Here is a 25,843-nt window from a genome sequence, read left to right as displayed (position 1 = left end):
ATTGTTTGTTCAGGCTGTGAAGGTTTTCCCGTCCTACGGCTTCGGCGGGCTGCGCCAACGGCATCGGTCAACCTTCCATCCCACACATAAACCGGGCTTTCATCCCACCCACCTATCAAAGATTAGGTCGTGGGGATTCCCGCGCCCGCTAGCTAAACATAGGTTAGTTTTTGTCGTCATTGAAAACCCTGGTGGCGTAATTCGAGCATGACCAGAACTGCCAAATTGCTAATTCGTAGTTCGATCGCCTATTTAGCAACTAGCTGCCCATTTTTTCGGTGTGAATTTTAACACTTAATAGTAACTTAGCGATCGCTACCGAGTCTGCTTAACTAAATATCGAGTTCGAGTTCCAGCAGCCCCTCGGCAACAGCACCCGAGAGTTCAGCAATGAGTTGTTGAGGACTCCTACACAGCACCGCTATTTTTGTTAAACAGGACTGTTATAGTTTTAACAATTAGTTTCAAGTCATAGATCAGGCTCCAGTTTTCTTGATATTTTAAATCTAAACGGATGACATCTTCAAAATCGCGGACTTGAGAGCGACCGTTGACTTGCCATTCGCCAGTCATTCCGGGCTTGACATCCAAACGCTGCCACTGAGGGACTTCGTAGCGATCTACTTCGTCTGGAGTAGGCGGTCTGGTGCCGACTAGACTCATTTCGCCTTTGAGCACGTTCCAAAACTGCGGCAGTTCGTCGAGACTGGTTTTGCGTAAGATGCGCCCGACTTTGGTAATCCGCGGGTCGTTGTCATTTTTGAAAAATGCGCCAGAAGCTTGGTTTTTAATTTGGTCTTTCATAGCTTCGGCGTTGGTACACATCGATCGAAATTTCCAAATCTGAAATTTTCTCCCCATCCAGCCGCAGCGGGTTTGTGCAAAAAATATCGGGCCTGGATCGTTGATGGTGATGGCTGCGGCTATGGGTACGAACAAAATTGCTGTAATCACCAAACCGACTAGGGCCCCAAGAATGTCTATCAGCCGTTTCACCAACGATTGCACTGAGGGGTGCGTCATCGGTAGGTGGTTGTCCGGGGAGTTGGTTTCTGCCGGAGTTGAGGTGGCAGGGGTCTGCTCGATCGTTAGCACTTGATCTAAACTGGTGAGAGCAAATACTGCCATCACCTGCGGCTTCAGGCTGCGAAGCACCAAGTCGCTGCCGCGCTGTTTGGCAAATTTGAGATTGCTGACTAAAGCACCAATTCCGCTACTGTCAATAAACGTCGTGTGAGTGAAGTCTAGGACAATTTTGCTGGGAACGGTGCTTTCAGAGAAAAGTTGCTGGCAGGTTTTTTTGAAGTTTACGGCTTCAAGTACGCTCAAGCGCACGGGTATGTGAACCGAGGGAATCTCGTCGAAGTACGTAACCCGAAAATCTTCTGCCTCTGGGGTTGTGCTGACCATGAAGTCCTAGTTTCAAATTTCAAACTGATATCTTTAACCTATTCTGTCTTACCCGCTCCACCTTTACCAAATATTGTTTTTACCACCGGGCTAGCTTTATGGCAACTTTACAAAAATGCCAGAAAAGCTTGTTGCCGATCGTCCCGATATCGAAGGCCGAGGTAAACTCTAGTCTACCAGTCCCTGTTTTGGCGGAAAAATAATTTTGAACGCAGCCGCGGCCCAACTTTCACCTTTGATATCAGATACGTTCCATTGAGCGCAATAAGTAAGGTTTGTAGTGCGGACGACCCTCCGCCCTCAGCCGGAGGACTTGCATTGGACACGGGCGATCCGTTTTTGTTCTAGTAATCCACCGGACATGATATGAATCAAGATTTTGATCGCTTCTGGCCGATTAATTGTGTCTTGAAAAATTCCGATGTCTGTTTTGTAGCGGGATAGCAAGCGCAGTTAACGCTTAACAGTTAACTGGAAAGTCAAGAGTTAACCGTTAACTGAAAAATCCCTGCACCAAACGTCGGGAAATGAGGTTAAGAATTGTAGACGTTTTCTGACTGGGAGGTTTCGCGGGTGATGGGTTTGACTTTGGCTTTGGCCTTGGCTGCGTTGCGTTTGAGGGCCTGGAGACGAGCTTCGTATTTAGCCCGCTGCTGTTTTTTCGAGGTTTGCTCGATTAAGGTTTTTAAGGCGCTACCGAGGCTTTTGTAGGCGTTTGGGAGAGTGTAACCGAAGCGGGTGGCGAGGGCGAGGGCTTTTTCGTCTGCATCTACTGCTTCTTTTAAACTTTTCTCTCCGTTGTTTTTTTGGTAAAGCCTCCAGCCGGAGACGCCACACAAAGATAGGGCCAACAGCAGTAACAAGCCGTCTTGTACCCAAAGTTCGCCGACTGCGCCGCCTAAACCAATGGCGAGGGCTGCCATTTCCCAACCGTCTCTGGGGATGGTGTCGTTTTGGATTCTGGCGACTTCGTGCCAAAATAAAAGATTGCGCTGATCCATTGCTAGCTGTTCCCAGCGGATCAGGTCTATTTGAATTTCTACCTGGTCTTTGCCTATTTCTTCGCTGCGGATCAGGGTTGGATTAACTTCTATTGTTTTTTCTACTGTTACCCAACTTTGGAGTTCTGGGGGCAGTATATTTTTCAAGCGCCGGATCTCACTCATCTCGGCTCTTGCTGTAGAGGTTGCATAGGATGTCATAGCTCCGGCCTATTGATTTTCCAAAGGTTAATATGTGTCTATTTCTGTGAGTATAGCAAACCTTGAATCAAAATTTTGTCTGGCAGCGGGGGCGATTCACGCTCGGGATAGCTACGTTTAACGACCTTTTGGCAATTTTACTCGATTTTACTCTGCTTGGCGGGGCGATCGCAACTGCCTGCTACATCCTTAACTTTCGACTACTCGATCAAAGGTTGAATTTCTTGCCACAATTTCGACCAAGCCACCAAAATATCAGGCTGAGAAGTTATCCTTTTTTTTGCTAAAAATAGCACTTCTGCATCGAAGGAGAATCCTTTCAACTGTTGATAGTTGAAAATATCAAATTTTTCTAATTTTTATACTCAGGGTTCGAGGTGTTCGAGGGATTACGCTAAGTCGCCATTCATGAAAAAAATGCAGTCTGTGTCTAAATCTTTACATCGTTTTTTCAACGCATATTCTTTGCCTTGAAGCTGGCTGTAAGAAATTAGTTAAATGTGATGTGTGGGGAAAGCTTTCAGTTTATTTTAGATGAGTTTTCGGGTATTGCCGGTCGAGCCGTCGTTAACAATGATAAAATTATAACCGTGATTTTTTTGAGAAAATTCTCAAATTTTGTCACAGGTTTGCTCTATGCAGTTTGCTTTGTTGTAAACAGGCTTAATTACTGCGATTTTTGTGATTGTTGTTCGATCGGACGATCGCTCAAAGATACTACCACCTAGGGCGGGAAATCACAAGTCAAAAATTACAGGTAAAACTTCGGGTAAGAAATAAGCATGGTCAACTTGGGGCGCTAGTTGCATGAAAAGTGCGATCGGTATAAATTGTATCATGCTAGACTTGCCTTAGCCGATATTTAAGGACGACACGGGCGATCGACAATCTCAATGCTCCCAGCACCAGGCCCCGAAAAACCCTCATACTGCCGCCATAACCCTTTACCTCATAAGGTTGTAATTGTCAATGGTAAATTATTTAATTAACAAATGGCCCGAGTATTTTCAGCCTGGTATTACGTCCAAAAAAAAACGAATTATTAGCTTTTTACTAGCCTTTTTCCTAACTTTCATCACCTATCAAACCATCTTAGAAATCGTCACAGTAGAAATTCCGATTTTTGGCTTTCACGATATTGTAAACCTTCAGAATCCCCAGGAAATACCGCCGCAGCGGCGAGATTCTCCCGGCGACTACAGCCAGCAAAACTTAGAGCCTTTTTTAGAAGATTTAGTCATTCATAACTATTGGTTTTTGTCAACCCAAGAACTTTACGAATATTTCATCGCCAATCCCAAAAAGCCGATACCGAGTGAATATCGCGGACGCAAAAAAGTTATGATTACTTTTGACGATGGAAACGAAAGCATTTATACCCACGTACTGCCGATTTTAGAAAGACTCGAAAATAAATACGGCAAAAAAACTAAAGTAGTTGTATTTATCAACTCCGGCTTCTTGGGCCATCAAGACTCGCTCATCAAAAAGGTAACTTGTCAAAATTTGAGAGACGGAATGCAGCAAGGTTATTATGACATTCAATCCCACGGGCTGAATCACGAAAACCTTACAAAAGTTTCTGCAAAAGCATTAAACAGAGAATTATCGGAAGACCAAATTAGACTGAGGAAATGCACCCAAGATTTAGACCAAAATCGGACAGTCGCCTCGCACATAGCCTACCCGTTTGGCGCTGTCAACAAACAAGTTGACAAATACGTTGCTAAATATTTTTACTCAGGATACTTGTACAACAGCTTAAAACTCAAATTGCGCTTTTTCCCAGCCAATCAATACCGAATTTCGAGGTTGACAGTGAATAAAAAACACTCAACAAAAAGACTCAGCAGCTTAGCTTCAGGAAGCTGGCTACACAAATTAATTGGCAAGTAACATTTGGCAACTATACAGCAGTCAAAACAAATCGGTAAGTGCATTGGAATACACAACATCAGAGTCACAAAACACGGTGAAAAACGAAAAGATTTTGGCAGTTGCTGCGGTTTCCCAACGCGCCGACGCGCTGGATGCGCTGCGGGGAATAGCAGTTTTAGCAATGGTTTTATCAGGTACAATAGCCCGCAAAACATTGCCGGCGTGGATGTATCACGCCCAACTCCCTCCACCAGACCACGTTTTTAATAACAAACTAGCAGGATTAACCTGGGTTGATTTAGTTTTCCCCTTCTTTCTGTTTGCAATGGGTGCCGCAATACCCCTAGCTTTGTCCCGCCGCATCGCCAAGGGATGGGATACAAAAAAAGTAGTTTTATTTATTTTGCAAAGAGGCTGTTTATTGGCATTTTTTGCCATATTTCTCCAGCACATTCGCCCGACTGTAATTAGCCCGGAGGAAGCTAGCAGACTAAAGTGGTGGCTGGGATTGTGCGGATTTTTCCTATTATTTTTGATGTACGTTCGCTGGCCTCAAAAGTGGTCTGCATGGCTGCGTAGGGGGTTGACTCTGGCTGCTTGGAGTGCGGGAATAGTCTTCGTATCTCACATCAAATATCCCAGCGGTGTAGGATTTTCAGTTGACCGCAGCGACATCATCTTGATGGTACTTGCAAATATGGCCGTTTTCGGGTCGCTAATTTGGCTGTTTACTCGTTCAAATGTGTGGCTGCGAGTAGGAATTTTGGGCCTGTTGTTAGCGGCGCGACTGTCTTCTCCTGCTGACGGTTGGATTAACTTAGTTTGGTCCTCCTCTCCTGCACCTTGGCTGTTTCAATTTGATTATTTGAAGTATTTATTTGTGGTGATTCCCGGTACTGTTGTCGGGGATTTACTGAATCGGTGGATAGAGTATTATTCGCCGGCAGAGTCGAGTTATGCGAAGTGGAAAAATTGGCGCTATTTTAGCATTCTGGTTTTGATGTTGGCGATTGATTTAATCTTGTTAATTGGACTGCAAGCTAGATGGGTGTGGCAAACTTCTTTAGTGACGCTGATGCTGTGTTTGTGCGGTTGGGTTTTGTTGAAAAAACCTGGAAATGTCACGGAAAATTTATTGAACCACCTTTACAAATGGGGGTTTTATTGGCTGGCTTTGGGTTTGCTGTTTGAGCCTTATCAAGGGGGAATTAAGAAAGATTCGGCGACGATGAGTTACTTTTTTGTAACGGCGGGAATGGCGATTTTTCTGTTAATTGGGTTGACGGTAATTATCGATGTGTTTCAGAAAAGATGGTTTTTGCAGTTATTTATTGATAATGGGTTAAACCCGATGATTGGCTACGCAGGATTTGCTAACATTATCTGGCCGATTCTGGTTTTAACTAAATGGGAACCGGTGATTGTTGAGATGACTTCAAGCAATCCGTTTATGGGGTTTTTGAGGGGTTTTGGATATACGGCGATTTTGGCGTTAATTGTGATGGGGTTTACCAGGTTGAAACTATTTTTGAGAACGTGAAATAATTAAAGGGCGAGAACATCTTCACGTTTGGTAAATATAATGTCCTCATCGGCTTGCCTAAATTCAATATTAAACTTATCAAACACAACTTCTCGCCCTAAAAGCATGATATCATTTCCGGTTTGCGATCGTCACAAAAAAGGTTCGTAGTACAGACTTGCACACGCTTTCATTTTGCGAAGTTAAGTCCGCACTACGAACGAATCTGATTGCGGTAAATCGAACGGAAATAATAGGACATCTGCTTTTGCAGGGGTTTTGTTCCTAGATGATGCTGTGATTGGCTAGAGAGATTTGCTTGGAAAATCCTAGGGAGTTACAGTCTATGAAAGCGACTTTAAAATGCCGCTTTCCAACTGATAAATTGCTGCCATAATTCCAGTTTCAGGATTTGTGAGCAGGGATTTTTTGACATCTTTCAAGTATTCTACAATGTGTTCCCGCAAAATCGGTCTTTCTACTGTGACTGTGTGATTGTAATCCCACAAATCCCAGATGATGATGCCGATGCCGACAATCGGGTCGATTAAGCCTACTCCCAACTGACTTGCAACTGTACCGCCTGTTTTTGTAGCTACTTTGGCTGCGGCTTTGCTGGCAACTTTTGCGGTAACTTTGCTGCCAATTTTTGCAGCCATTCCTAATATTAAGGGTTTGGCAATTAAGTAACCGCTGCCGCCAACTAATACTTTTAATGATAAATTAGAAATGTTTCCTTGATCATTAATTGTGGTGGCAATATCGTTAAGATATTTGTCCCAATGTACTTGCGGTATGTTATAATTATTTTGAACTACTTTGACATTTTTGCTAACTTCGGCTATGTACAAGTTAGCAGTATCTTGAGTGATTAATTGAAATCGCATTTGAGCGTTTTTGGGAACCAGCACGCGGTTAGCAAATTCTCTTTGGAAGTCTTCGGTTAATTTTTCAGCAACAGATTGAGATGCTGCTGTCATGTCAAATTTGTTGAATACGGCGGATTTGACGAAAGTGAAAGGGACTGTAAACTCCATCTTTTTTTGATTGAAGTAATCGAAGTACCAATCGAGGAAGTTGTTGTCTACTCGTGCAATTACTTCGGTTTCCCATTTGTCCAATTCTTTTGATGCAAAAGCTTCGGCTGTTGTATGGGATTGTTGGATGGCGTTTTTAATGTCTTGGTTGACTTTGCTGAAGTCGTGGGGCGGGGAGACGACAACGGCTGTGGTTGCAGTATTTGTTAGGGACTGGGATATGAGAAAGTTACCTAATAGGGGAATGATGACTACTAGAATGACGATCGTCCAAATCATCGGTGTGACAGTTTTGATAAACTGACCGAGCACCTTGAGGCGTTCTGTTTTTTCTGAATAGCTGATTTTTTCGTTTTCTCGACTCATGGCGGTTCTGCAAGTGATGAGAATGGGGGCTAGTTTCGATTATAGGCGGCGCTTCCTGAATTGTGTTGCGGGGGAGTAGCCTGGGATTCTGGAAGGGTTGGGAAAATAAGTAGGTGGAGCGAAATTAAAACTGCGATCGCACTTTTCATCCGCGTTCATCTGCGTTAATCTGCCTGTATCAGCGGTTCATCAAAAAATCCTGTTCGCGCCGATCAAACAATATAAATAACTTTCTAACTCCAATACTCCGGACAGTTTTTGGAACGAGACTACAAGCTTACGCGGGGCAAGGATCGTAAAAAAGTCTAATTAAATGAATGAGCGGGGTGGAGCTGACATTGATTTAATTATCCACAGGGGCTGCGAAGTCAAGCGAAAATAAGCCATTGGGCCAGATAAAAACTGTCCGGAGTATTGTAACTCAACAACCACTGTTGAATCTGAAAAAATATCACGCGCTGCTGCTATCAAGTTGCCCCTTCGCAAAGAAGAAATCCAATCACTTAAAAAGTCAGTAAGTAACTGGGCAATTCGCCGAAGTCCGAAGGATAGGCGACTAGAAGTTAGCTTAAACGTATGGGCGGCGATCCACCGCCCGAAATGCAAGGCTGTTTTACATGAGTTACAGCGGCGCGTGACTATCTAATTCTAACAAGTTCCAGTTATTTATAGCAAGCATTTTAGTAAAGAATGCGAGCGCCTATCTTTAAAAATCAGAATCCTTGGTAGCGCGAGTATAATATCTGATACGTTGGGCTATTAATGCTTTCAATCTTTTTACAAAATTGAGCTGTGTTCTGTCATCATCTTCTGATGGCGAACTTGTCAAGTCACGCAGCAATTCTAATAATTCTGCCTCTGTTAACTGTTTCAGTGATTGCTTCTTGTAAATTTTATTCAAATAAATATCCGTATATATTTTGGAAAATTTCAATTCCTGAAATTTAGTATCAATCAGAGCCACTATGTCGGAGCGACTCAGAAGCGGTTGACTGACATTAGGAACTTTAGGATTTTTTTTGCGCCCGTATTTCTCTTTAATCCGGTCAATCTGCTCTTTAAATTTAGCACCTTTTTCAGGATGGACCATTGAGACAAAATTGGCAAAACCCTCAATTGATGCTATGATATCCTCAGACTGTCCCCAGTTGTGACCTTCGAGACCGTCTTTTTCAATTTGATAAAGAACAGCACGAAAATTTTTGAGCTTTTCTCTTGAAACGTTAAGTTTGTCGTTAACTACAATACCAGTAACTTCCTGCTGCTGATATCTGCGAATAACTCTAGTTTTCTGTTCATTAATCTCAAAGTCTTCTTGCTCAACAATAAACCTGGTGTTTTGGAAGATATTACAGATATTGCGGAGACTCTCACCGGAAGTAGAAAAAGTTAGGTCATCAGCATAGCGAGTATAATCAAAGCCATATTGTTTCGCCATCGAATGTAATCGCCGATCCAGTCTGCGACACAGAACATTGGTAATTGCGGGACTTGTTGGCGCTCCCTGTGGCAAGTATCGTTCAGTCCACGAAAGTAAGAAGGCTGTTTTACCGTTCGCTTCAATCTCTTTCATTTTCGGTTCAGTACAAATCAACCCAAAAATTGTTGAGGCAGTTTCCGAATAGCCGAATGATTTGAAAAGTCCCTTAACTCGTATGTAGGAAATAGAAGGAAAAAAATCTTTGAGATCGATATTGATGATGACTTCTTTGCCTATATGATGCTCTGCATTCGTAGCTATAGAATGTTTAAGGCGAAAACCGTGAGCAGCCTCGTGTAGTTGGATGTTTTCTAAAATATTCTCAAGAATCCACTTTTGAGCTTTCTTCAACAAGTGTGTTGGTGCTGATATTTTCCTATTTCCACCCGTTTTTTTCGGAATTTGGAAACGGATGTAATGGTGTTTTTTGCGGGAAAAAGCTAGAAAGCGCAATCCTTTGACACTAATCTCCATAGCTAGGGCGATCGCTTCATGGGAGTTACACAATGGCAAGTTGTTGCTTTGCAATCGCTCCGGATCGAACTTCGCATTGTTAATACGCTTCTTCTGCAAAACCTGACTGTGTTTTAGTCGCCGAGAAAGTCTGCCCTCTAGCTGTTCAAACTCGCCTTCTATAGAACCCTCAATGTCTTGTATTATACAATTTATATCGCAAGATGACATAAACTCGTCGGGAAATGCGTCTACCAGATCGTCATAGCACTCGAACCAATTTTCATGATGAAATATCCAATTATATTCAGTATCTGATTGTACCTTTTCAGTTTTCTTGAAACAATTTTGCTCAATAAATATTTGTAACTTCTGGGATCTATTCGTATATTCTTTATCGTTTAAGAGCCTTGCCGCTTGCTGTAAATCTTCAAGAGCCTCCTGCTTATCTGTTTGCCGCCTGCGAATCAAACCTCGGTAGTGATAGGCTTGGACGCAGTTTATATCGTGACTGATGGCTTGGTTAAAACATTCAAAAGCCTCGCCGTAGTTGCGTTGCATATAATAAGAAATTCCTTGAACAATGAGCTCACTGATATCCATATTATTTTTTAGCTTGCTTTACTTAACAGAACCAAAATGTACTGGTCAAGACTAACTCCTTCCCTTTCCGCTTTTTCTGCTAAACTCAAATGTAGAGATTTAGGAATCTGTAACGATAAATTTCCGCTATACTCAATTTCCGTTGTAGGTAAAGGAATCTCATGCCCGCACTCATAAGCAGTCTCTATCCACAATTCCCTAGCTTCCTCAATGTTCTCCATTGCTTCTAGCAAAGTTTCTCCTACAGACATACAACCTGGAATGTCTTTGATGAGGACTGTATAGCCTCCTTCTGGATCTGGGTAAAAACTTACAGCATATCTCAGGTTTAAGTAATATTCTAAAGATTTATTCTTCAATTCTATCTTCTGATTCATTGCTCCATTCCTCTAGTTTCAATAGCGCAACAATTTGCTTTACGTATACTCCTTTTACCTTTTGACCGCCTTTTTTAGGAACTGTAATATTTAATCCATCAGTATTGACAAAAGTATGGTGACTTCCTTTCGATCGCTTTTCTTCAAACCCAAAAGCAGTTAGGATATAGCACACATCGTCAAACCGGACTTCTGGTGGATTTGCTAAAAATTGTTCTACCAGTTTTCCTAACTTGCCCATAATTTTTTATGGATGCTTATACTATTCTAATAAATAAGGGTGGGCATTGCCCACCCTCGCTAGGAATCAGATGTAATTCAGAAACTAAACCTTCGCTTCATTCTTCACCAAATTACCCCAACCCAAATCCTTCAGCGAATTATTCCGGCGCAGCGGGCGAGTCACCAACTCCAGAATATCCCGCGCATTACCAAAGCCGTGAATTTGAGCAAAAGTAAACTCTACTGACCACTTAGTATTAATTCCCCGCGCTTCCAAAGGATTAGCGTGAGCCATACCAGTAATCACCAAGTCGATATTCTGCTCGTAAATCCGCTGTAGCTGATTGTAATTGTCTGGTTTCTCGACAATCCGAGGAGTAGGAACTCCCATCTCGTGACAAGTCTTTTCTAACAAAGCCAATTCAGCGGCTTGATAGCGTTTGTCCATGTAGGGAATGCCGATTTCGGGACAAGTCATGCCGCAGCGAATCAAGAAACGCGCTAAAGAAATCTCTAGCAAATTGTCGCCCATGAAGAAGACAGATTTGCCGCGAATTATTTGCAGGTAATCTTCTAAGCCGGCCCAGATTTGTGCTTCCCGTTCGTCTAAACCTTTGGGTTCAATTCCCAACACTGAGCAAATCTTTTCAATCCACGCGCGAGTGCCGTCTGGCCCGATGGGGAACGGAGCACCAATTAGCTTGCACTTGCGGCGGCGCATCAACGTAGAAGCGGTACGGGACAAGAACGGATTCATGCCCGATACATAATAGCCTTCTTCCAATACTGGCAATTCTGTGTAGCGCTTAGAAGGCAGCCAGCCGGAAACTTTGATTCCTTGCTTCTTCAATTCTAAGGTTAGCTGAGTGACAACTGGGTCTGGTAAGGAACCGAAAAGTACCAGCGGTGTGTGCTTGACATATTCGGATTCATCGGCTGCAACTTCTTCTTTTTTCTTGCCGAAGTTTAGCAGTTGAGAGATGGCGTTTCTTTCCTGCTTCTGAGATTCTACTACAGGAGCTTTGTCAGGGCATTTAGCGGCCATTGCTGCTAAAACGGTATCTTCCCCTTGGGTAAAGGCGTAATCCAAGCCGTTAGCGCGGGCTGTGACGATGGGAATGCCGATTTCGGCTTCCAGCTTAGGCGCTAAGCCTTCCAAGTCCATTTTGATGATTTCGGTGGTGCAGGTGCCGATCCAGACAATGACGCTGGGGTTACGATCGCGCTTAATTTGCAAGCACAGCCGCTTCAACTCATCAAAATCGTTCAACTGAGCGGAAATATCGCCTTCTTCCAACTCAGCCATCGCATAGCGGGGTTCGGCAAAAATCATCACGCCCATTGCATTTTGCAAGAAATAGCCGCAAGTCTTGGTACCGATGACTAGGAAAAAGCTGTCTTCAATTTTTTGGTAAAGCCAAGCTACGCAGCTAATGGGACAAAATGTGTGATAATTGCCTGTTTCGCATTCAAAGTTTAAAGCTTCGGGTTCGTTAGTAGTAATAGCAGTCATATTTCAAGTGTTCTCCCTTTAAATTGTTTTTAGTCTCGAACTGGACAGGCGCGCGATGGAGTAAATAGTTGTTTTGTGCGATCGCATCTCTTGCTGCGGACAAGCATAGATTTTTTTCATCTCTAAGGATAAAAGGTGCAGCGGCGAGAAAATATCTGTTTTGTGCGATCGCGCTCGAATTGCAGCGAACAATAATAGAAATACCTGGTCTTGGCGCAAGTCCTCTGACAATATAGATGCAGCAAACTGAATATTTCTGCAGCCGCAGCATCCCAAATTGAACTTCAAAAATTCGGTACGAGGGTCTACAATCTCTCACTGCGGGGAGAGCCTTGTTTTTCAACTCGCTCAGCTAAAAACCCTTTTGATAGTTGTGAGTTTGAGTTAATTAAAAATTAACAACTCGCAACTCACAACTCACAAATAGAGCGGACAAATTTCAGACTAAGATAGCCTTGGGCGATCGCAACAACCTCATTTAAAATCAGACAAAAAACCCGAAATTTCTTCATCTTCATCATCGACATCCAAATCACCGAGACCTAGAGCATCTAAGTCATCTTCATCAGGATCTCCGGTAGTTGCTTCTCCCAGATCGTCAAGTCCGAGATCGTCGAGGTCATCATCATCATCATCAGACAGAGAGAAATCGTCCATACCGTCATCGTCCAAGTCGCCCAGATCCAGGTCTAGGTCTAGGTCATCTGAAGTCGATGCCCCAAACGGATCGGGTATTTCTTCGGCGACAAAATCTGGCTCTTCTTCCCCAAACGGATCGGATATCGCCGCTTCGAGGTCTCCAGAGGTCAAAGTCCCAAATTGTGATGAGACTTCTTCATCATCGTCATCGCCGAGGTCGAAACCGTCCAAAGCCGAGGCTTCTTCCTCATCGTCATCGCCGAGGTCGAAACCGCCCAAAGCCAAGGCTTCTTCTTCCTCGTCATCACCGAGGTCGAGACCGCCCAAAGCCAAGGCTTCTTCTTCCTCGTCATCACCGAGGTCGAGACCGCCCAAAGCCAAGGCTTCTGCTTCTTCTTCCTCGTCATCGCCGAGGTCGAGATCGTCATCGCCGAGGTCGAGACTGCCCAAAGCCAAGGCTTCTTCTTCTTCTTCTTCCTCGTCATCGCCGAGGTCGAGACCGCCCAAAGCCAAGGCTTCTTCTTCTTCCTCGTCATCGCCGAGGTCGAGACCGCCCAAAGCCGAGGCTTCTTCTTCCTCGTCATCGCCCATATCGAAGCCAGATACGGCATCTTCCTCGTCATCGCCCATATCGAAGTCAGATAAGGCGTCTTCCTCATCGTCGCCTAGACCGAGACCGTCCAAAGCCGAGGCTTCTTCCTCGTCATCGCCCAAGTCGAAGTCAGAGACAGCTTCTTCCTCGTCATCGCCCAAGTCGAAGTCAGAGACAACTTCTTCCTCGTCATCGCCCAGGTCGAAGTCAGAGACAACTTCTTCTTCGTCATCGCCCAGGTCGAAGTCAGAGACAGCTTCTTCCTCAAACTCATCGAAGGATTCATCCTCGGAACTGAGTGCATTAGCAGCCACCAGACCGGCGACTCCGGCTACTCCCGCGACTACTCCGGCTGCTAATACCGCACCGCCCAATTGATTAGATTTCGCATCAGCGGGTGCAGCAGTTACTGTTGGAGTTGCTGCGGGTGCAGCAGTTACTGTTGGAGTTGCTGTGGGTGCAGCAGTTACTGTTGGAGTTGCTGTGGGTGCAGCAGTTGCTGTTGGAGTTGCTGTGGGTGCGGGAGATTCGCCTGCAGTCTGCAGTCCGGTAATTGAGGGCATACCCAGCGCTATGTCTGGGTCAAAATTTAGCCCCAACACTTCTATCAGACTGTCTGCATCCGGCTTTAGTTTTGAGAAGGGCAGCATTAGTTGCTGGAGTTCCGGCTCCAGGGCAGCCGCAATTCCCAGGATGAGGTAAGAAACAGGCCTTTTCCCGCCGTCGGGTGTAGCGACCGTGTTGTCAGCCGTCATGTGCAGGAGCAGCCAAGCGCGATTCGTCTGGTAGTAGTCCAACCACTTCTGTTTGAGAGCAACTGAAAAAGTATCAAAAAAAGCCATAACCTCATCCTCATCCTGATCGCTAGACGTATTAAACCATCATCAGGTCTAGCTCATCTTCCTCCTTCTTGACCACTGGTTGCACAGGATTTAGATAAAAATCTGACAGCAAGGAGAATAATTCGCGATCGGGCGTGTCGTTGGGCACTACTCCTTCAGGCATTGCCAAAATCTGGTCGGCGATGTTGAGGTAGTAATCGCAGACGTAGTTTAGGGATGGATCGCTTTCGGCCATCTCAAACAATGTTTTACCTTTGACGCGAGAAACGCGGATGTCTTCAATCAGGGGCAGCACTTCTAGCACCGGCATGGGTACGGTGTCTATGTACTTGTCAATCAAGTCGCGCTTGGATGTGCGGTTGCCAATTAAACCGGCGAGTCGCAACGGGTGAGTGCGGGCTTTTTCGCGGACTGAGGCGGCGATGCGGTTGGCTGCGAATAATGCGTCGAACCCGTTGTCGGTGACGATCATGCAGTAGTCGGCGTAGTTCAACGGGGCGGCAAAACCGCCACACACTACGTCGCCGAGCACGTCAAACAGGATGATGTCGTATTCGTCGAAGGCATTGAGCTCTTTGAGCAGTTTAACGGTCTCTCCGACTACGTAGCCGCCGCAACCAGCTCCTGCGGGGGGGCCGCCTGCTTCTACGCAGTCAACGCCGCCGTAGCCTTTGTAGATGACATCTTCAGGCCAAACGTCTTCGTAGTGATAGTCCTTTTGCTGAAGGGTGTCGATAATTGTGGGTATTAAAAAGCCTGTGAGGGTAAATGTGCTGTCGTGTTTTGGATCGCAACCGATTTGCAAAACTTTCTTGCCGCGCTTGGCTAGGGCAACGGAGATGTTGCAGCTTGTTGTCGATTTGCCAATTCCACCTTTTCCGTAAACTGCGAGTTTCACTCTTTGTTCTCCTATAGGTTTCTATCAAAACGATCGGGGCTGGGGTTTCGCGCTTTGATGTTGCGATCGCCCAAATGAAATAGCCTTTCCTCCAATGCCCTTACTGCTATGCCATTTTTGTCTATTTGGGGGTCGGCCGTGTCTTAGCTCGTTGAAAGCATTATTAGCTAACTTGCGAGGAAAAGAAAGGGGGCTGACAAATGAAAATGCTAGTAATTTGATTTATTTTGCATCTTCAGGAATCTTAGCTGCTTTTTTGATTTACAAATCAATTTTTAGCTTTTTTTTAGATTCTAAGTTAATTTTATAATGCTTTTTTTGGTTAAAGAGGAACAAAAATAAAACAAAAATTAACTTCTCCAACAATCTGGGCTTTTGGCTTTGGGGCTCTGATGCGGGCAGTTGATGGCTTGTACGGCGCGAGGGGAACGCGCACAAAGGCGCTGGTGGATGAGCCAAAGGGGAGAGTGAGTTCGATTAATTGGGTATGGGGATGCCAAAGTTAGACGATTTGAGATTTTGCATTTTTCGATTTGAGATTGGGAAAGATTGATTTTGCTAGGGTTTCTGGTGTTATGTAAAAAATTGTGAATTTTTAGGATTTAGCACGACGGGCTGGGGGACTGGGAGATTTGGGGGAAAGTGGGAGATTTGGCAGATTTGGGAGATTTGGCAGATTTGGCAGATTGCTGGAGAGTGGGAGATGAGGAAAATCTTCCTTCTTCCTCCAAAATCAGACTAATGACTGATGACTAATGACTAACAACTGCTGACTAACAACTGCTGACTAACAACTAACCACTAACCACTGCCAACTGCCAACTGCTTTCCTAACCACTAACCACTGCCAACTACCAACTGCTTTCCTAACAACTGCTGACGATCGGAATTTCGATCGCAAATTCGGTACCGACTCCGACTTCGGAAACGCATTCAAGCCGCCCTCGGTGCTTTTCTACGACTAAGTGGTAGGAAATAGACAGCCCCAAACCCGTACCCTTACCGACTGGTTTGGTAGTAAAAAATGGGTCAAATAATTGGCTGCGAATATCATCCGGTATGCCCCGCCCGTTGTCAGAAATGCGGATCGCTACAGAATCGCCAACAACTTCAGTGCGAATTGTAATAGCGGGAATAGTTAAGGGAGAACTAGGAATCGATGGCGGTGAATTTTTACCATTTTTACTCGCCCACTCCCCGTTATAGATTTCTTCATCTAAGGCATCAATCGCATTACCGAGAATATTCATAAATACTTGATTTATTTGACTGCCACAGCACTCGACGCGGGGCAAATCGCCGTATTCCTTAATAATGTGAATTGCTGGATGTCTGCCTTGAGCTTTGAGTCGGTGCTGCAAAATCAACAAAGTGCTGTCGAGTCCTTCGTGAATGTCAACGGGTTTGACGTTAGATTGATCCGATCGCGAAAAATTACGCATGGACAAAACTATTTGGCGGATGCGTTCGGTTCCTACTTGCATTGAAGACAGCATCTTAGCTAAGTCTTCCACCAAAAAATCGATTTCCATCTCTGCTGCTGCTTCCCGAATTTCCGAGACTGGTTCGGGATAGTGCTGCTGGTAAAGATCCAAGAGTTTGATCAATTCTTTGATGTAATGATTGGTGTGGGAAAGATTGCCGTAGATAAAATTCACGGGATTGTTAATTTCGTGGGCGATACCGGCAATCATTTGTCCCAAAGAAGACATTTTTTCGGTTTGGACTAATTGACTTTGAGTTTGCTGCAATTTCCGCACTGTTTCTTCTAATTGCTGTGCTTGATTTTTCAAGCAAGTTTGCTTTGTCCGCAGCACTTCTTCGACTCGCTGGCGCTTAATAATATCTCGTCTCAATAATTCGTTTGATTCTAAAAGTTGGGCCGTGCGTTCTTCAACTTGTTTTTTTAAGTCGTCGTGGGCTTGGCGCAGGGCTTCTTGGGCGCGCTGCTTCTCTAAAATTTCTTGCTGCAAAAGTTGGTTTGTTTTCTGCAATTGGGCGGCTCGATCGTCTACTGCTTGCTGCAAAAGCTCGATCGTCCCGTACATTTCAGATTGGTTAAAAACTTGCGGCAAACTTGTGAGAGAGATGACACCCAAAAGTTCTCTCTGACTGCCAACTACTACCAAACGGCGGACTCCGTGTCGCTGCATTTCTTGGTGGGCCCGGAAGAGGGAATCGACAGGAGATATACAAAATAAAGGTGCACTCATCACCTCAGCGGCGGAAATTTGGGAGAGGTTTAATTCGAGGGCGTGAAACTGCACGATGTCGCGTTCGGTGACAATGCCGACGGGAATAAGGTAATTTTCTATTGGTACGATCGCCCGCTGTGGATGCTGAATTGGTTTTTCGACAATGACGATACAACTAACTCGATGTTTGACCATTAGCAGGGCTAAATCGAGGGCTGAGGCAGTTTCTGGGGCACAAATGACTTCCTTAGTCATTACATCTTCTGCACTGCGTAAATTCGTGAGTAAGTTGACCGGTTGCAGGGCTTCGTGAATGGCTTCGCGGGTGATGATGCCCACGAGTCGATCGCCGTCATCCACTACGGGTAAGTGCCGGATTTGGTACTGGCGCAAGGTGAACATAGCTGTGAAGATGTCTTGAGACTCGGATTGTTTGAGGGTAATTGGCGATCGAGTCATGACATCAGCAATTGTCAGTTTGATGGCGCAAGCTTCGACGGTTGTTAGCTTGACGATATCCCTTTCTGTAAAAATGCCGATCGGGCGATCGTCCTCCACAACTATGACGCAACTGCGCTTTGCCGGGCCCGGAAGAGCTTTTTGTTTTTCGCTACAAAGCTGACACGAGACGCGCATCGGGTTCATGAGAGCTAACACTTGGGCGATCGGGGTTTCTGGAGCCACTGTGAGGGGGTGGCGGTCGATCGCCCGATCTAAAGGTGAGAAGTAGAGCGGTGGGCTGTTGCGCTCTACAGGGGATTCTGATGGTTTAATTACTTGTTGCGGGACTGAATCTAGGAAATGCTGTAAATGTTCTTCTTGTAGCATGGTGATTATTAATTTTTCTTAATGACTTGTTACAATTTTGCGCGCGCGGGTTGCCAGAATTAGCATTAATTAAGCGGTTTACCCGACCGATAAACAGATACAACCCTCCCCCTGGCTGTGGTGGAAAGCCCCCAATTTTCGACTGATGTTCGGACTCTGGCGATCGATCTGTGAAGTAAATGGAGTGAATAAAAAATAGAAAATGGAAAATTGACTTGCGGTCGATCGATCGCCTCACATCTGAATTGCTAGAAAACCCCTAATTTTATTTTATTTTTTTTTAATCCTATGTCGTGGACACCATTAAATCATCGAATTCATCACTTGCCGCTCATCCTGGCCGGCCCGATTTTGCGCCGGACTGAAACAGGGGCGGTGACAGTTTGGCTGGCTCTGAAAGCACCCCGCGAAGTAGAACTCAAGGTTTATGCGACTGAGGGCGGCACCGGCGAAATTCTCGGTGCACCGCTACTCCAAGGTACGAACACTACCGTGGCGATCGGGAAATACCTGCACGTAGTGGCCGTGACGGCTCAACTGATCGACAGCAAAGTCTTGACATACGGAAAAATTTATGCTTATGACATAGAGTTTGCTGCAAGTCCTGATTCGCCCTCGGAGGTTGCACTTCCAGACAAAGAGAAAGAAAATCTCCTTTCTTGCTTGTGGCCTGCATCCCCTAATTTGTCAGTTTCCTCGCCGGAGACGATCGGTTATTTCCCTCACGGGTTGCCGACTTTTGCCCTGCCACCGCAAGATTTAAACTATTTGCGTATTGTTCACGGTTCTTGTCGCAAGCCCCAGGGAGACGGCAGAGATGCGCTGCCAATCTTGGATAATTCGATCGCACAGTTTGCAGGAATGGCAAATTTCCGTCCCCACCAACTGTTTTTAACAGGCGACCAAATTTACGGGGATGACGTTGCAGATCCCCTGCTGTGGGCTTTGACGGATGCTGGCGATACACTTTTGGGCTGGGAAGAAAATATGCCCCTGATGAATGATGCCCAAATAAAAAAGAATTTGAATTTGTGTATCAGTATACCTAAAAATTCAGAAAACGAAAATGTAGTTGGCCAAAAAAGGGAAATTTTTAGAGAGTCGCCTATTGGGAAACAGTCTAAGGCTGAGTCTGACTACAAAAAGCCAATTGAGTTAAAGCCGGGGACTCGCAGCGATATTGCCAGAGATTTTGGCGGCTTTACGGCCATGTTGGTGAATAAACCGGACAAGGCGAAAAGTCATTTGTTCGGTTTGGGCGAATATTGCGCGATGTATTTGTTAGTTTGGTCGCCTGTACTTTGGTGCGATAATTTTCCGAAGGGTAAGGATATTTGTCTAGATTCTAAGCTGGCAAAAGTCTGGGATAGAGAAGTTGTTGAACTTGGCGGTTTTGCTGGCAATTTGTGGAGGGTGAGGCGGGCGCTGGCTAATATTCCGACTTATATGATTTGTGACGATCATGATGTTAGTGATGATTGGTATTTGAATCGGGAGTGGTGTTACCGGGTGCTGGGTAAGCCGCTTGGCCGCCGGGTGGTGCAGAATGCTTTGCTGGCTTATGCTGTGTTTCAGGCTTGGGGAAATACGCCCGCACAGTTCGATCGCGAAAATGTCGGAGATAAGTTATTAAAGGCTGCCCAAAAGTGGTCGAATTCGGCGGGGACTGATGTTGCTGTTTGGGAAGAGGCGGCTTCGTATTTGGGGATTCCGGCGGTTGATATTGAGACTGGTTTGCCGAAGTTAAAGTTAGATGATGATGTTTTGATTTTGGATCGCGATTGTGACGGCGTAAGTGAGGTTTTGAGTTGGCATTTTACAGTGAGAAGTTTTAAGCATGAGGTGATTGTGCTGGATACGCGGACTTGGCGGGGATATCCGGTGAAAAGTGCGATCGATCCGCCGATGCTTTTGACTCACAAGGGTTTTGAAGAGCAAATTCAGCAGCCTTTGCGGGAGACTGATTTGTTGAATAAAACTGGGGAGTTTAAGATTGAGGCGACGCTGGTAGTTTTGCCGACTAATTTGGTGGGTTTGTGGATTATTGATGCGGTGCAAAAGTTAGATTTGAAACAGGGAAAGGTTTTTAATAGTGATGCGGGGGATGCTTGGAATTTTCATGAATTGGCTTTTATGAAGCTGTTGTCGGAGTTTTTTAAGCAGCGCGATCGGGTGGTTGTTTTGACGGGGGATATTCACTATGCTGCTGCTGTGCGGCTGAGTTATTGGTCTGACAAGCATTTTGGCATTTGTCGCCCGGATGTTGAGTGTTTGTCTCCTGCATCTGAGTTCGATGTAAAATCTCAAATCGCCGGTAGAAAATATTCTGTATTGGCGCAGTTAACGGCTAGTGCTTTGATTAATGAAGAGTGGAAAACTCATGTGATTCATACTAAGGTTAAGTCGCTATTGCCAGAGCGATCGCACGAATGTTTGGGATGGAACGAGCCGCTGGAGTTGGTGAAAATTTCGAGAGGTAGCAGAAAGAAGGCTGTGGCTGCTGCTGTGAGGAATAGGCAATCTTTTCCTGATTGGGGCTATCGAATTGATTGGATTAAACGACAAAGAGCTAGGGTGTTTTTGCCTCATGAAAATGGTGAAATGTCAACTAGAACTCACAAAAATAAACAATTGTCGTGGCTGCACAGGTTGTGGAATTTTATAGCGCTGTTGTGGCGGAATCGCTGGCTACAAGAGGGTGATGAGGTTGTGGGATACAGTAATATTGCGATCGTCAGTTTTCAGTGGCCGGCTGAGGGTGATGGGGAGAAGGCGGTGATCCAGAATGTCTATTGGCGGCCCCTTTGGGAGCCTGATAGTGTGGTTTACAGTCAGTATTTTGTGCCGCTGGGATTGGATGAAAATGATTAGATTCCCGGCGGTGAGAAACCGCCGGTTTCAATCGCCGAGGATTTCTTTTTTAAGGCAAGTAACCCAAGGTAAATAATATGATATTTTCTAATTTTACCAGTATCTCTGGATTGACTTCACCAATTTTATTTCGCAATCTTGTTTTATCCAAAACTCGCATTTGATGGCACAATGCAACAGAATCTTGAGTCAATCCTCCCTCGCCCCCAGGAATTAAAACACAGGAAGGAAGAGAGGCGCGGCGCAGATTAGTTGTGAGAGGAATACTGATAACAGTAGTTGTGTATCTCGAAATTGTATCGTTTTGAAAAATAATTGTGGGACGCACGCCTGCTTGTTCGGAACCTTGTGTTGGATCGAGGTTGGCAATCCAGATTTCACCTCGTCTGATTGTCATCCCAAATCCTCATGTTTGAGGAGTTCTGAATATTCGCTGATTCCGAGTTCCGCAAGTTGTCGGTCTTCTTCGGCAAATTCGCTGTAGAGTGCAGCTAAGTTAGTTTCATCGATCGCAGGAATAGTCACTAATCTGGCACGGAATTTCAGGAAGCTAATAAATTCAAATACTTGTTGGAGTTGTTCTCGATCGAACTTTTCTAATTCTTGTTGGATTAACTCTCTCATGACAGTCATTTTTGTTGTCAAGTTTTCTGTATTATAGCCCGATCGCCCATCAACCAAAAATCCGATCGCCCATCCACCCAAAAACCCGGCGGTTGAAACCCAAAAAACCCCGGCGGTTGAAACCGCGGCTACAAAAACAAAACCCGCCTTCGCGGGTTGAAGATTGGGTTATTTCTTAGTCCGCGTAGGCGGACATCGTTTGTGTAGACGCGGTTTCCAACCGCCGGGATTCCAACCGCCGAGGATTTCAAATTAGATCGCCCGAATCGACCCAAAAATCCGATCGCCCTTAAACCAACTCTACATCACAGTAACTAGAAATGGGGCCATCACGTAATCCACCATCAAGACCAAAATTTGTGAAATTTGAAATAGAATTTAAGTCGCGATTGCCATTTCTAGCTGAAACCCTCACGGATTGACCTGATGTAATACAGTCCCCAAAAGCGTTTGGCTTGTTTCGTATCCCAAAACTTATCGTCCCACTGGAAGAGGAAACGGGAATGATTTTGGTTTGTGTTCCACTTCTTGTATCAAGTTGTACGAGAAAATTGTCTATGTCGTTTATTGGATCGCAGTATGTTAGTGTGTATTGTGCCGTTTGTCCATAGGGGATGCGGTCAGGGATGAGTTCTACTTTAATGGATGAACCTCCTCCTGGCAAACAAGTTGGTGCTGGTTCAGGCGTAGTTGCAGGTTTGTCGCAAAAGTCTAATGGAAAATTATACTTTTTAGCAAGAAACTTTCGGATCTGAGGCAAAAAGTTTGTTTTAGAAGGTTCTGTCGGCTCCTCTTCCCCAAATGAATCAATGAGATCCTTAGTAGATGAAGATAAATCTAAAGTACCTCCTACAGCATTTTCTAAGTCTTCAGCAAGTCCTGCGGATTTGAGAGCTTTCTCAATTCCTATTCCCTTCAATTGATCAATTACCGCATCACCAAGGTCTTTATCGCTACCTGTAAGAAGTTTGCAACTGTAGTCAATGACTGTCAACGCCGTTGATACTCCCTTCAATCCTAGTCCAATAACGTCAAGTGATGCGCTAAGTCCCCCACTAGGAGCAGCAAACAATATACCAGTAACTAATGCAACGTTAGCAACAAAATCCACCACTTTAGCCACTTTGCCAATTCCTTCACAGAAGTCTTTAAGCGGCTGACAATTTGTCGCAAAATCTGGTTGACCAACGGTCGGAGGAGTAACTGGTGGCTCAGGATTAGTAGGTACGGTCGGCTCAATTGGCAGAGGAAAAGTTACAGTATCAAAAATCTGACCATCTTTGATCCGCGATATTACACCTTCATCCTGATTGCCATTTTCAGCGTTCTGGCGAGACTCAACTCGTACAGTTTCATTAGAGCCTTCAAGAGTAATATCCGCGCTTGTACCATCTCGACTCAAGCGCGTTGTACTACCACGAACACCCGTTGTGCGATTGGGTACAAATATAACTGACTCTACGAAACGTCCGTCAGCATCATCTTGAAAAACTACTGTATATTTGCTACCATCACTCGCCGGAAACTCCATCTGAAATCTGTTTTCAGATAGCTCTGTTACTTCCGGTAAATCAATTGTAACTTTATCTTCAGGACGCTCTGGTTCCACATCATAAGGTCTGAAACGACCTTTTAAATCGTCCGGTGTCACTCCCAAAACAGTACCTAACAATGACCCTGTTGCAGCCACCTTAATATCCACAGCAGAACCACCAGACGGCTGCACTTTCGACTCCAAAACAATATCGGATTCCCTAAGATTTGTACTAAGTCCGATGAAATCAATTGTTCTTTGAAAGTCGGTGATTAAGTCAAACGTAGGAGAGCCTAAAGCCGCCTCAGAGCGCAGAAAAAATATATCTTGACCTGCACCACCAGTCAGAGTGTCATTGCCCAAATCGCCAATCAGGAAGTCATCGCCATCTTCCCCATTCACAATATCGTTACCGCGACCACCTCGCAAAAAGTCGTCTCCGCCAGCACCGAAGATTACGTCCTTACCTGCGTTTCCGTTAACACCATCAGCAGTTTCACCACCCTGCAAGGTGTCTGCACCTTCACCGCCAAGCAGACCATTTTGGCCCGCACCGCCACTCAGAAAATCGTTTCCCGCACCGCCGTAGAGCAAATCAGCACCACCGAGGCCCTCAATGCTGTCATTTCCTTCATCGCCATAGACGATATCCCCGGATTCTGAGCCAGTAATCGAATCCGCACCGCCTAAACCCCGCAAACCTCCTATGAGGGTATCCAGCAAGCCGATCGCGATCGTAAATGTGTCGCTTCCCTCAGTTAAAATGTAAGCACTACCATCGCTTGAAAGTGAACCACTGCTGACTTGAGAAGTCGATCGCCCGATATCCCCATCAACACTACCGGAGATAAAGTCCTTTCCCGTGTTACCATTCAAAAAGTCTTGCGTGACAGAGCCTTCTAGCGTATCGTTGCCCGCCAGGTTGAGAATACCCTGAACATTCTGAGCATTCGATACCGTCTCTTGAGTCGCGGCTTTTTTGAAGGGACAACCGCAATCCTCTTGACTCTCCCCGCTATCACTGTTCAGTATTTCATCGCTTTTGTCCAGCAGAGCTAAATTGTCAGGCATTGTGTCGCTCACTTCGTGTTGGTACAAATAAACTGATTCAGAATGTACCTCATCTGTCTCACTTATGTCTTGACCAAAAAAGCCCGAAAAAGACTGAAAAAGCCCGAAGTTTCACACAATTTTATTTTGCCCTTACTCAACCCATGCAGCCCAACGATGCTAGCCCGTTGCAAGCCGTCCCTGACGAAAACGAACTGCTGAAATTAGTTGATTCCTGATCTTTGAGAAAACTGGCAAACATCTCAACACGCTGCAACGACTACTGTTTCAGGGAATGTATGATGGCAAAACCTACGAAGCGATCGCCCGTGACACCCGCTACACTACAAAATATGTCCGAGAAGTCGGCTACAAGCTACTCAAAACTCTATCGGTAGTTATGAATGAAGAGATGCAAAAAGGCAATCTCAAAGCTGCGATCGATCGCAGAAATATTAGCAATACTTCAAACTTCGGTAGAGATTATATTCAATACGTCGAATACGTCCACACCCTCAACCTCAACCCCTGTCTTTCTGGGCCTAGCAAATCTGACAACAAATACGCCACTGAATCGAAATTCAAAACTCAGATCGAACGGCTAGAAATTGATGTTGCTGAAGTCGTTTGTAAGTTGCACAGTCAAGGTATCGAACCCTGCCAAATCGCTCAGTTGCTTGGTCTGCCAGATGTGACGATAGAAACAATATTGCGTGAATTATCATAGCTAAGATGCGAGATATTTGTAGGGTGCCTCGCTGCGAAATTTTCAAGTTGATTTAGAGATGGTCGCTCGCGACTAACCCTAGGATATAAAGTAAAATATAATTAATTATCTCGAAGTTCTTTTTCTTGCAAAATTTGGGTAGCCCAAACCCGATCTTCTTCCGCTAGAGACGGTACGGGTTCTCGATCGTAATCGATCCGATAATCATAGCCAGCGCGATCGTAAACACCTGCAAATAATTCTGGTAAGTTAACAATAGGTTCTACATCTTCCTCGCGCAAGGGAAGCGGAAATATAGGTAGAGAATCGCGGAGATTAAAAGCATAAAGTTCGGCAAACGGACGGCGATTACTGGGACTGACTAAAATCCGATAATCGCTTTGAATGGAATTGTTAAGAATGGGCATAGATTCCCATTTTCGTAGTAAATCGATTTCCACTAAATTGGTTAAGCTACCTAAAATACTCTGGCGTTTTTTGAGATACGTAATTCTTCCTTCTCCACTACGTTTGTTGACAGGAGAAAGAATTTCAATAGCGGTGACAACTTGTTTAGTTGCCATTTCTCGCACTTCCAAGTAAGTCTGTTTGATTTTTTGAGGAGCAGGCACTTTAACGGTAGTCGGAAGTGTTATAGTTAAAGTGGCAACTGAACCTGTAGGAATATTGGGGTTATTAGATTGACGCTTAATCGCGACATCGGGGATACCGACTAAAAGCGAGTCGCTGTTACTGTCATTTGGATCGGTAATTTCATAGATGCGTTTGTCGATTGCCACCTCATATTTAGGGCGAATTTGAGGCATGATGGTATCAGCGATCGCGATAATCAATCGATTGTGAGTTTCCTGCCAGAAATCGGGGTGTTCTAAGTAGGGGTCCATTCCAGGAAAAGGTGAAGGCATAGGACTGTTCTCCGATGTATTGACTCTCAAATCATTTTAGCATTTTTAATTTTGTAGGATGCGTCGCTGCGAGAT

The 25,843-nt window shown here is 44.9% G+C and carries 19 protein-coding genes; 4 read left to right on the top strand and 15 right to left on the bottom strand.

The window, feature by feature from the left end; genetic code table 11:
• Positions 1 to 408 precede the first annotated feature (408 nt).
• Together IQ263_RS02045 and IQ263_RS02040 are read right to left on the bottom strand one after the other, a co-directional pair.
• Positions 409 to 1,410 carry a sugar transferase gene (locus IQ263_RS02045; RefSeq protein WP_194065948.1) on the bottom strand — a complete coding sequence of 334 codons (1,002 nt, stop codon included), beginning with the start codon at positions 1,408 to 1,410 and terminating at the stop codon, positions 409 to 411.
• A gap of 533 nt (positions 1,411 to 1,943) precedes the next feature.
• Positions 1,944 to 2,612, bottom strand: a complete 669-nt coding sequence (locus tag IQ263_RS02040; RefSeq protein ID WP_015178535.1) for a DUF3318 domain-containing protein — start codon at positions 2,610 to 2,612, stop codon at positions 1,944 to 1,946.
• A 969-nt stretch (positions 2,613 to 3,581) separates the two neighbouring features.
• Between IQ263_RS02040 and IQ263_RS02035 the strand changes: the two genes are divergently transcribed.
• A complete protein-coding gene (locus IQ263_RS02035) occupies positions 3,582 to 4,508 on the top strand; it encodes a polysaccharide deacetylase family protein (protein ID WP_194065947.1) in 927 nt (308 codons plus the stop codon).
• Positions 4,509 to 4,551: 43 nt separating this feature from the next.
• Positions 4,552 to 6,030 carry a DUF5009 domain-containing protein gene (locus tag IQ263_RS02030; protein WP_228049729.1) on the top strand — a complete coding sequence of 493 codons (1,479 nt, stop codon included), beginning with the start codon at positions 4,552 to 4,554 and terminating at the stop codon, positions 6,028 to 6,030.
• Between the two features lie 326 nt (positions 6,031 to 6,356).
• Here IQ263_RS02030 and IQ263_RS02025 read toward each other — a convergent pair whose 3' ends face one another.
• The 9 genes from IQ263_RS02025 to IQ263_RS01985 form a co-directional block, all read right to left on the bottom strand.
• The gene (locus IQ263_RS02025) at positions 6,357 to 7,415 is read right to left on the bottom strand and encodes a hypothetical protein (RefSeq protein WP_194065945.1); all 1,059 of its coding nucleotides are present in this window, start codon (positions 7,413 to 7,415) and stop codon (positions 6,357 to 6,359) included.
• 706 nt (positions 7,416 to 8,121) lie between these two features.
• Positions 8,122 to 9,951: a reverse transcriptase domain-containing protein gene (locus IQ263_RS02020; RefSeq protein WP_228049728.1), complete on the bottom strand. Its 1,830-nt coding sequence runs from the start codon at positions 9,949 to 9,951 to the stop codon at positions 8,122 to 8,124.
• A gap of 8 nt (positions 9,952 to 9,959) precedes the next feature.
• Positions 9,960 to 10,328 (bottom strand): type II toxin-antitoxin system HicB family antitoxin, encoded by a 369-nt coding sequence (locus IQ263_RS02015; RefSeq protein WP_194065944.1) that lies wholly within the window; start codon positions 10,326 to 10,328, stop codon positions 9,960 to 9,962.
• Positions 10,300 to 10,569 (bottom strand): type II toxin-antitoxin system HicA family toxin, encoded by a 270-nt coding sequence (locus tag IQ263_RS02010; RefSeq protein ID WP_194065943.1) that lies wholly within the window; start codon positions 10,567 to 10,569, stop codon positions 10,300 to 10,302. The genes IQ263_RS02015 and IQ263_RS02010 overlap by 29 nt, the downstream gene beginning before the upstream one ends.
• 84 nt (positions 10,570 to 10,653) lie before the next feature.
• On the bottom strand, positions 10,654 to 12,063 hold the full coding sequence (locus tag IQ263_RS02005; protein ID WP_228049727.1) for a ferredoxin:protochlorophyllide reductase (ATP-dependent) subunit N: 1,410 nt from the start codon (positions 12,061 to 12,063) through the stop codon (positions 10,654 to 10,656).
• An 18-nt stretch (positions 12,064 to 12,081) separates the two neighbouring features.
• Positions 12,082 to 12,255: a hypothetical protein gene (locus IQ263_RS02000; protein ID WP_228049726.1), complete on the bottom strand. Its 174-nt coding sequence runs from the start codon at positions 12,253 to 12,255 to the stop codon at positions 12,082 to 12,084.
• A 282-nt stretch (positions 12,256 to 12,537) separates the two neighbouring features.
• Positions 12,538 to 14,136, bottom strand: coding sequence for a DUF5331 domain-containing protein (locus IQ263_RS01995; protein ID WP_194065941.1), 1,599 nt, complete (start codon positions 14,134 to 14,136; stop codon positions 12,538 to 12,540).
• A 31-nt stretch (positions 14,137 to 14,167) separates the two neighbouring features.
• Positions 14,168 to 15,034 (bottom strand): ferredoxin:protochlorophyllide reductase (ATP-dependent) iron-sulfur ATP-binding protein, encoded by an 867-nt coding sequence (gene bchL, locus IQ263_RS01990; RefSeq protein ID WP_194065940.1) that lies wholly within the window; start codon positions 15,032 to 15,034, stop codon positions 14,168 to 14,170.
• 866 nt (positions 15,035 to 15,900) lie between these two features.
• On the bottom strand, positions 15,901 to 18,057 hold the full coding sequence (locus IQ263_RS01985; protein WP_194065939.1) for a CBS domain-containing protein: 2,157 nt from the start codon (positions 18,055 to 18,057) through the stop codon (positions 15,901 to 15,903).
• A gap of 288 nt (positions 18,058 to 18,345) precedes the next feature.
• Between IQ263_RS01985 and IQ263_RS01980 the strand changes: the two genes are divergently transcribed.
• On the top strand, positions 18,346 to 20,928 hold the full coding sequence (locus IQ263_RS01980; protein WP_194065938.1) for an alkaline phosphatase D family protein: 2,583 nt from the start codon (positions 18,346 to 18,348) through the stop codon (positions 20,926 to 20,928).
• Positions 20,929 to 20,977: 49 nt separating this feature from the next.
• On the opposite strand, the gene IQ263_RS01975 is transcribed toward IQ263_RS01980, so the two are convergent.
• The 3 genes from IQ263_RS01975 to IQ263_RS01965 all read right to left on the bottom strand — a co-directional run bounded on the left by IQ263_RS01975 (position 20,978) and on the right by IQ263_RS01965 (position 24,157).
• The gene (locus tag IQ263_RS01975; protein WP_194065937.1) at positions 20,978 to 21,325 is read right to left on the bottom strand and encodes a type II toxin-antitoxin system PemK/MazF family toxin; all 348 of its coding nucleotides are present in this window, start codon (positions 21,323 to 21,325) and stop codon (positions 20,978 to 20,980) included.
• A complete protein-coding gene (locus IQ263_RS01970; RefSeq protein ID WP_228049725.1) occupies positions 21,322 to 21,552 on the bottom strand; it encodes a hypothetical protein in 231 nt (76 codons plus the stop codon). Before IQ263_RS01970 ends, IQ263_RS01975 begins: the two co-directional genes overlap by 4 nt.
• Before the next feature lie 289 nt (positions 21,553 to 21,841).
• The gene (locus tag IQ263_RS01965; protein ID WP_194065935.1) at positions 21,842 to 24,157 is read right to left on the bottom strand and encodes a calcium-binding protein; all 2,316 of its coding nucleotides are present in this window, start codon (positions 24,155 to 24,157) and stop codon (positions 21,842 to 21,844) included.
• Positions 24,158 to 24,431: 274 nt separating this feature from the next.
• Here IQ263_RS01965 and IQ263_RS01960 point away from each other — a divergent pair, with 274 nt between their 5' ends.
• Positions 24,432 to 24,863, top strand: coding sequence for a helix-turn-helix domain-containing protein (locus tag IQ263_RS01960; protein ID WP_228049724.1), 432 nt, complete (start codon positions 24,432 to 24,434; stop codon positions 24,861 to 24,863).
• 101 nt (positions 24,864 to 24,964) lie between these two features.
• Here the strand turns inward: IQ263_RS01960 and IQ263_RS01955 are convergent, their stop codons facing one another.
• Complete coding sequence (locus tag IQ263_RS01955) at positions 24,965 to 25,768, bottom strand: DUF4058 family protein (RefSeq protein WP_194065934.1); 804 nt, start codon at positions 25,766 to 25,768, stop codon at positions 24,965 to 24,967.
• Positions 25,769 to 25,843: the final 75 nt, after the last annotated feature.

This window comes from Tychonema sp. LEGE 06208 (assembly GCF_015207505.1).
In the GTDB taxonomy this organism is placed as follows: Bacteria; Cyanobacteriota; Cyanobacteriia; order Cyanobacteriales; family Microcoleaceae; genus Microcoleus.
Note: the sequence above shows the minus strand (reverse complement) of the source record. Positions and strands in the feature narration are given on the sequence as shown.